The following is a 7,403-nucleotide window of genomic DNA, read 5'->3' as shown; positions in this document are numbered from 1 at the left end:
CGAAAAGCCCGGAACGCCACCGGCAGCATCCAAGAAATCCCAATCGTCCGAACTATTTCGCTGAGATCATCTCACTGAGCCATTTCGGACCTGACGGCCCTGGCCGACGACGTGCACGCCGCCGCCGAGCGGGCATCCGGGCGCTCCCACCCCTGAAAGGCGTCCCAGGAGCCGGAGGGCGCCCCGGGATCGGGGCGCCCTCCGGAAGGTGGACGCGAGAGAGGACGGACAGGTCAGCCCTTGACGCTGCCCGCCAGCAGGCCGCGGACGAAGTAGCGCTGCATCGACAGGAAGACGATCAGCGGGATGATCAGCGAGACGAAGGCCCCCGAGGTCAGGCGTTGCCACTCGTTGCCCTTGGTTCCGGCCATCTGTGCCAGCCGGACCGTCATCGGGGCGCTCTCCGGGGTGCCCCCGGCGAAGATCAGGGCCACCAGCAGGTCGTTCCAGACCCAGAGGAACTGGAAGATCGCGAAGGTGGCGAGCGCGGGCCCGACCAGCGGGAGGACGATCGTGCGCAGGACCTTCCCGTGGCTGGCCCCGTCGACCCTGGCCGCCTCCATCAGCTCGCCCGGAAGCTCGGACATGAAGTTGTGCAGCAGGAAGACGCCCAGCGGCAGCGCGAAGCAGGTGTGCGCGAACCAGACCTGGACGAACCGGGCCGGCCCCTCCAGGTCCCAGGCGGGCATCAGCTGGAGGCCGAAGACGGACACGCCCTCGGAGAAGAACGACAGCAGCGGGACGAGCGCCATCTGCAGCGGCACGATCTGCAGCGCGAAGATGCCGATGTAGATCCACTCGCGCCCGCGGAACGGCAGCCAGGCCAGCGCGTACGCGGCGAAGGTGGCCAGGGCCAGCGGGAAGAGCACCGACGGGATCGTGATGACGATCGAGTTGATGAGGAAGCTCATCATCTGGCCGGAGGACGAGGAGGTGCCGAACAGGACCTCCTGGTAGTTCTCCAGCGTGATCTGCGGGCTGGAGAAGAACGTCCACCAGCCGCTGGACTTGATCTGGTCCTCCGGGCGCAGCGAGGACAGCAGCAGGCCGAAGGTCGGTGTGGTCCACAGGACGGCGATGACGATCGCGACGGCGCTGGCGACCCGGCCGCTCAGCCTCCGCCGTACGCGCTGCGGCGCGGTCGTCGTCTCGGGCCGCACCACGGTCTGGGTCAACGTGGCCATGTGGACTCCTTCGCCCGCCGCGTGCTCGCGGCGCCGGGCCTGCCTGCTCGCCCGGTCACCTGACGGCCTCTCTGCGCTGGCGGATCTGGTAGATCACGATCGGGGTCACCAGGACGAACAGGAAGACCGCGAGGGCCGCGCCCTTGCCCGTCTCCCCGTACCGGAACGCCTGGTTGTACATCTCGTTGGCGATGACGCTGGTGTCGAACTGGCCGCCGGTCATGGTGCGGACGATGTCGAACAGCTTGAGCGTGCCGATCGACTGCGTGACCAGCACCACGATCACGGCCGAGCGGATGGACGGCAGCGTCACCCGGAAGAACATCTGCAGCGGGGTCGCCCCGTCCAGCTTGGCGGCCTCGACGATCTCGGCGGGGATTCCCTTGATGGCGGCGGAGAGCACCACGGTGGCGAACCCCGCCTGGATCCAGACCATGACCACGATCAGGAACAGCGTGTTGAGCGGCGCCTCCTGGAGCCACTGCTGCGGCTCGCCGCCGAGGGCGACCGTGAGCTGGTTGAGCAGGCCGATCTGGTCCTGCTCCTCGGAGCGGTAGGCGTAGACGAAGCGCCAGATGATGCCCGCGCCGACGAAGGAGATCGCCATCGGCAGGAAGACCAGCGACTTGGCGAGCGACTCGAAGCGGGTGCGGTCGACCAGGACGGCGTAGACCAGCCCGACCGAGGTCACCAGCAGCGGGACGAGCAGCACCCAGACGAGGGTGTTGCGGAGTACGGTCACCGCCTCGGGCTGGGTGAACATCCAGGCGTAGTTGTCCAGGCCGACCCACAGCTTGCCGTCACCGCTCATGAACGACAGCAGGGTGGTTCGCACGGCCGGCACGACCAGGCCGACGGCGAGGAGAAGAAGGGCGGGCAGGAGCAGGATCGTGGCGTGGGTCCACGCGCGCCGCCGCATCGGAGCGCGGTCGACCAGCACCAGGATCACCGCGACCACCACGAGGAAGGCGGCGACGCCGATCAGCAGCTGGACGAGTTTGGGCAGTTCGGCGGCGAAGTCGAAGTCCATCGGAGGATCTCCCGGAAGGATCGGGCCGGGCGACGGTCCGGCCCCGCGTCACGCGGGGCCGGACCCATCGGGATATGTCAGGACTTAGGCCAGGAGGCTTCGATGTAGTCGAGGACCGTCTTGGTGTCCTTGCCGTTGATCCAGTCGGTCATGCCCTTCCAGAACGTGCCCGCGCCGACCGCGGCCGGCATCAGGTCCGAGCCGTCGAAGCGGAAGACCGTGCTCGGGTCCTGGAGCATCTCCATGGAGAGCTTGTCGATCGGGTTCTGGGCGTTGGCCGGGTCGACGCCCTTGCGCGCGGTGACGTAGGTCGCCAGCTTCATGCGGGTGGTCGGGAACTCCGCGCCGGCGAGGTAGGCCTGGACGGCCTGGACCTCGGGACGGTCGGTGAAGGCCGCCACGAACTCGCCCGCGCCGAGCACCGGCTTGCTGGCCGGGTCGTTGCCCGGCAGGTAGAAGGCGAACACGTCGCCGTCCTCGGCCACCTTGGTGCCCTCGGGCCAGAAGTTGGCGTAGAAGGACGCCTGGCGGTGCAGGGCGCACTTGCCCTCGGTGATCGGGACGCCGCCCTCCTGGAAGGCGGTGCTGGCGATCGACTTGACCGGGCCGTAGCCGCCGTTGACGAACTTCTCGTTCTTGAGGATCGCGCCGACCTTGTCGACCGCCGCGGTGACCTTGGGGTCGTTGAACGGGGTCTTGTGGCTCACCCAGTCGTCGTATCCCTCGGGACCGGCCTCCCTGAGCATGAGGTCCTCGATCCAGTCGGTGGCCGGCCAGCCGGTCGCGTCACCGGACTCGATGCCCGCGCACCACGGCTTGACGCCGGTGCCGGCGATCGTGTTGGTGAGCGTCATGAGCTCGTCCCAGGTCTTGGGGACGGCCCAGCCCTTCTCGGTGAACATCTTCGGCGAGTACCAGACGAAGGACTTCACGCTGGCGCCCAGCGGGGCGCCGTAGAAGACGCCGTCGACGGTGGCGTACTTGGCCCAGTCCTCCGACCAGCCCTCGGCGGTGAGCTTCTTGACCTCCTCGGAGGCGGGCTTGAGCTTTCCTGCCTTGGCGAAGCGCTCCAGGAGGCCCGGCTGGGGGAAGAAGGCGATGTCGGGGGGGTTGCCGCCGTCGGCGCGGACCTGGATCTGGGCCTCGAACTCGCCGGTGCCCTCATAAGTGATCTTCATTCCGACGCAGTCGGCGAACGGCTTCCACGCCTGCTCGAAGAGGTCGGCCTCCGTGTCACGGATCGGCGAGTAGATGCTGACGGTCTTGCCCTCGTGTTTGCCGTACTGGCTGAAGGCGGCGCATTCGGGAGCGGCGCTGGCGCCGCCACCCGCGGACGGCGCGGGGTCCGAGGATCCACAGGCGGTGACGACCAAAGCCAGCCCTATGGTGCCCGCCGCAAGGGCGGTGCGCCGAGGCCGAGAGAGGAGCGACATGGAACCTTCCTCCATATACACAATTGCCGGGGAGTGTGAGAGCGCTCTCTGGAAGAATTGTCTGCCCACCACGCGATGTCAAGAACTGTGATATTACGGTTACAGTTTCAATTTTCTTGACACGATCGGTGCGATACCGTGATGCTCCAGAGAGCGCTCTCACGTGACAGCCGAACAGAATGGGGCGGTGAGGACATGACCATGTCCGCCGAAAAGTCCTACGACCTTCAGGACTCCGGCGTGCTGAGGTTTCCCGAGGGTTTCGTCTGGGGCGCCGCCACCGCGGCCTACCAGATCGAGGGCGCCGCCCGCGACGACGGCAGGGGCCCCTCCATCTGGGACACCTTCTCCCGGACTCCCGGCAAGGTCCACGCGGGCCACACGGGTGACGTCGCGTGCGACCACTACCACCGCTATCCCGAGGACGTCGCGGTCATGCGCGACCTCGGCCTGCACTCCTACCGTTTCTCCATCTCCTGGCCCCGCGTGCAGCCCGACGGATCCGGCCCGGCCAACCCGCGCGGCCTGGACTTCTACGACCGCCTCGTCGACGAGCTCCTCGGCAACGGCATCACTCCCATCGTGACGCTCTACCACTGGGACCTGCCGCAGACCCTGGAGGACCGCGGCGGCTGGACCAACCGGGAGACCGCGGCGCACTTCGCCGACTACGCCGCGATCGCGCACGGCAGGCTGGGTGACCGGGTCGAGACGTGGACCACCCTGAACGAACCCTGGTGCTCGGCCTTCCTCGGCTACGCGTCGGGCATCCACGCCCCCGGTCTCGCCGAGCCCGCGCTGGGCTTCGCCGCCGCCCACCACCTGCTGCTCGGCCACGGCCTGGCCGTCCAGGCGCTGCGCGCCTCCGGCGCCGCCACCGTCGGCATCACGCTCAACCTCTCCCCGGTGATCGGTGACGACACCCCGGCCGCCGAGCTCGTCGACGGCCTGCAGAACCGGATCTTCTTGGACCCGGTGCTGCGCGGGGAGTATCCCGCCGACGTCGTCGAGCGGGCCCGCCGCTTCACCGACTGGTCCTTCGTCCACGACGGGGACCTGGAGATCATCAGCGAGCCGATCGACCTGCTGGGCGTGAACTACTACCACCCGCAGACCGTGACCGTCCGCACCGGCGAGCCCGCCAACCCGGTCTACCCGGGCAGCGAGGGCATCGCCTTCGGCGGAGCCGACGCGCCGCGGACCGCGATGGGATGGCCGGTCCAGCCGTTCGGCCTGACCGACCTGCTCCTGCGGCTGTCGCGCGACTATCCGGGCACCCCACTGATCATCACCGAGAACGGCGCCGCCTTCGACGACGTCGTCGAGGACGGCGAGGTGCACGACGTCGGCCGTCTCTCCTACCTCGACGGACACCTGCGCGCGGCGCACGCGGCCATCGAGGGCGGCGCCGACCTGCGCGGTTACCTCGTCTGGTCACTCCTGGACAACTTCGAGTGGGCCGAAGGGTACCGCAAGCGGTTCGGTGTCGTACACGTCGACTACGCGACGCAACGACGCACCCCCAAGGACAGCGCCCTGTGGTACCGCGAGGTCATACGCCGGAACGGGCTGTGAGAGCCCGGCCAACCCTGGAGAAGGTGGCCGCCCGGGCCGGGGTGTCCCGGGCGACCGCCTCGCGCGTGGTCAACGGCTCCACGCGCGTGGCACCGCAGATCCGCGACGCGGTCAACCGCGCCGTGGAGGAGCTGGGCTACGTGCCCAACCAGGCGGCGCGGAGCCTGGTCACCCAGCGGGCCGACTCCATAGCGCTCGTCTTCCCCGAGCCGGCGACCCGCGTCTTCTCCGACGACCCCACCTTCGCCGGGATCATCCGCGGGGTCAGCATGGAGATCGAGGAGGCCGACAAGCAGCTCGTGCTGATGCTCACCGGCATGACGGGCGGCTACCAGCGGGTCGAGCGCTACGCCACCAACGGCCACGTGGACGGCGTGGTCATCGCGTCCATGCACGGCACCGACCCGCTGCCGGGCATCCTCGCCAGGCGCGGGGTACCGGTGGTGTGCAGCGGCCGGCCGGCCGTGCCCAGCAGCCTGCCGTACGTGGACATGGACAACGCCGGCGGCGCCGAGCGCGCGGTGCGGCACCTGATGGAGCGGGGCAGGCGGCGCATCGCCACCATCGCGGGACCACAGGACATGATCGCCGGGATCGACCGGCTCAACGGCTACCGCGCCGTGCTGCGCGACTCCGACCGCCGCTCCATCGTGGCGGTCGGCGACTTCACCCGGGAGTCGGGGGCGTCGGCGATGCGGCAGCTGCTGGCCGACGACCCGGAGATCGACGCGGTGTTCGTGGCCAACGACATGATGGCGCTGGGCGCGCTGCCGGCCCTGCGCCAGGCGGGCCGGCGGGTCCCCGACGACGTCGCGGTGGTCGGCTTCGACGACATCCCGGCCGCGTCCTACACCGAGCCCCCGCTGAGCACGGTCAGGCAGCCGACCGTCGAGATGGGACGCAGGCTCGCCCGCATGGTCCTCGACCTGGAGGAGAAGGCACAGGTGATGCTTCCCACCGAGCTGGTCGTCCGGGAGTCCACCGCGTCCTGAACACCGGCCGGGCCCGCAGCCCGACCGGCGACGACCGGGTACGTGCGGTCGTGGCCCCGGCAGGGGACACGGGTCCGAAACCCGGCCGGAGACCGTAAGCCCACGGCTCGGCCGGAGCGGGACCGGCCGGGGACCGTGACTCCGGAACCCGGCCGGGGATGGCCGGGGAGGGCCGGGCCGGGGACTACGAGGACGCCCGGACCACCAGCTCGGTGGACACGATCATCGGTTCGGCGGGACCGCCCTCGAAGAGGGAGAGCAGCAGGCGGACCATCGCCGCGGCCTGCTCGGCGTGCGGCGTGTGGATGGTCGTCAGCGGCGGGTCGGTGTAGCGGGCGGCCTCTATGTCGTCGTAGCCCACGATGGCGACCTCCTCGGGGATCCGCCGGCCCGCCTGGCGGAGCGCGTGCATCGCGCCGATCGCCATCAGGTCGTTCGCGGCGAAGACCGCGTCGATCTCCGGGTCGTCGGCCAGCAGCTGCCGCATCGCGACCGCCCCCGACTCCCGGGTGAAGTCGCCGACCGCGATGATCGAGCGGCGGTCGGAGTCGCGGAGCACCTCTCGGTACCCGGCCAGCCGGTCCTGCCCGCCGATCATGTCCAGCGGCCCGGCGATGGTGGCGATGCGCCGCCTGCCCCGCTCCAGCAGGTGCCGCACGGCCGCGGCGGCGCCCTCGACGTTGTCGTTGTCGACGTACGGTATCGCGACCGGCACGGCGGGCCTGCCGTAGGAGACGACCGGGACGCGCAGCCGGGTGAGCGCGACCGGCAGCGGGTCGGCGCCGTGGCTGGAGACCAGCATGACGCCGTCGACGTGGCCGCCGGCGATGTAGTGCTCCACCCGGGCGTGGCTCTCCGGCGACCCGGCCAGCAGCAGCACGACCTGCTTGTTGACGGCCTCCAGCTCCAGGCTGGCCGAGCGTATGACGGTGGAGAACATCGGGTCGTCGGAGAACACCCGGTTCGGCGACTCCGAGACGACCAGCGCGACCGAGTTGGTCGTCTGGGTCACCAGGTTCCTCGCCGCCCCGTTGGGGACGTAGCCGAGCTCGTTCACCGCGCGCATGACCAGGTCCCGGATGTCGGCGGTGACCGTGGTCTGGCCGTTCACCACCCGGGAGACGGTCGACCGGGAGACCCCGGCACGGGCGGCGACCGCCTCCAGGGTGGGTCGTCTCATCGTGTTCTT

General features: G+C 69.7%; 6 protein-coding genes. 2 read left to right on the top strand and 4 right to left on the bottom strand.

The window, feature by feature from the left end:
• Nucleotides 1–233: 233 nt before the first annotated feature.
• The 3 genes from ACTOQ1_RS36105 to ACTOQ1_RS36095 form a co-directional block, all read right to left on the bottom strand.
• Complete coding sequence (locus tag ACTOQ1_RS36105) at nt 234–1,184, bottom strand: carbohydrate ABC transporter permease (protein WP_440072466.1); 951 nt, start codon at nt 1,182–1,184, stop codon at nt 234–236.
• A 55-nt stretch (nt 1,185–1,239) separates the two neighbouring features.
• Entirely contained in the window at nt 1,240–2,214 is a 975-nt protein-coding gene (locus tag ACTOQ1_RS36100) for a carbohydrate ABC transporter permease (RefSeq protein WP_440072465.1), read from the bottom strand.
• A 77-nt stretch (nt 2,215–2,291) separates the two neighbouring features.
• Entirely contained in the window at nt 2,292–3,647 is a 1,356-nt protein-coding gene (locus ACTOQ1_RS36095) for an ABC transporter substrate-binding protein (RefSeq protein ID WP_440072464.1), read from the bottom strand.
• A gap of 195 nt (nt 3,648–3,842) precedes the next feature.
• Between ACTOQ1_RS36095 and ACTOQ1_RS36090 the strand changes: the two genes are divergently transcribed.
• Together ACTOQ1_RS36090 and ACTOQ1_RS36085 are read left to right on the top strand one after the other, a co-directional pair.
• Nucleotides 3,843–5,222, top strand: a complete 1,380-nt coding sequence (locus ACTOQ1_RS36090) for a GH1 family beta-glucosidase (protein WP_440072463.1) — start codon at nt 3,843–3,845, stop codon at nt 5,220–5,222.
• Nucleotides 5,219–6,214 (top strand): LacI family DNA-binding transcriptional regulator, encoded by a 996-nt coding sequence (locus ACTOQ1_RS36085; RefSeq protein ID WP_440072462.1) that lies wholly within the window; start codon nt 5,219–5,221, stop codon nt 6,212–6,214. The genes ACTOQ1_RS36090 and ACTOQ1_RS36085 overlap by 4 nt, the downstream gene beginning before the upstream one ends.
• A 184-nt stretch (nt 6,215–6,398) precedes the next feature.
• On the opposite strand, the gene ACTOQ1_RS36080 is transcribed toward ACTOQ1_RS36085, so the two are convergent.
• Nucleotides 6,399–7,394 (bottom strand): LacI family DNA-binding transcriptional regulator, encoded by a 996-nt coding sequence (locus ACTOQ1_RS36080; protein WP_440072461.1) that lies wholly within the window; start codon nt 7,392–7,394, stop codon nt 6,399–6,401.
• Nucleotides 7,395–7,403 lie beyond the last annotated feature (9 nt).

Source organism: Streptosporangium sp. OZ121 (genome assembly GCF_051918885.1).
Taxonomy (GTDB): Bacteria; Actinomycetota; Actinomycetes; order Streptosporangiales; family Streptosporangiaceae; genus Streptosporangium.
This window is presented reverse-complemented; position numbering and strand designations above follow the sequence as displayed.

Coding starts and splice junctions, on each gene's coding strand:
- ACTOQ1_RS36080 (WP_440072461.1), bottom strand. CDS start 7,394: ATGAGACGACCCACCCTGGAGGCGGTCGCCGCCCGTGCCGGGGTCTCC.
- ACTOQ1_RS36105 (WP_440072466.1), bottom strand. CDS start 1,184: ATGGCCACGTTGACCCAGACCGTGGTGCGGCCCGAGACGACGACCGCG.
- ACTOQ1_RS36095 (WP_440072464.1), bottom strand. CDS start 3,647: ATGTCGCTCCTCTCTCGGCCTCGGCGCACCGCCCTTGCGGCGGGCACC.
- ACTOQ1_RS36090 (WP_440072463.1), top strand. CDS start 3,843: ATGACCATGTCCGCCGAAAAGTCCTACGACCTTCAGGACTCCGGCGTG.
- ACTOQ1_RS36100 (WP_440072465.1), bottom strand. CDS start 2,214: ATGGACTTCGACTTCGCCGCCGAACTGCCCAAACTCGTCCAGCTGCTG.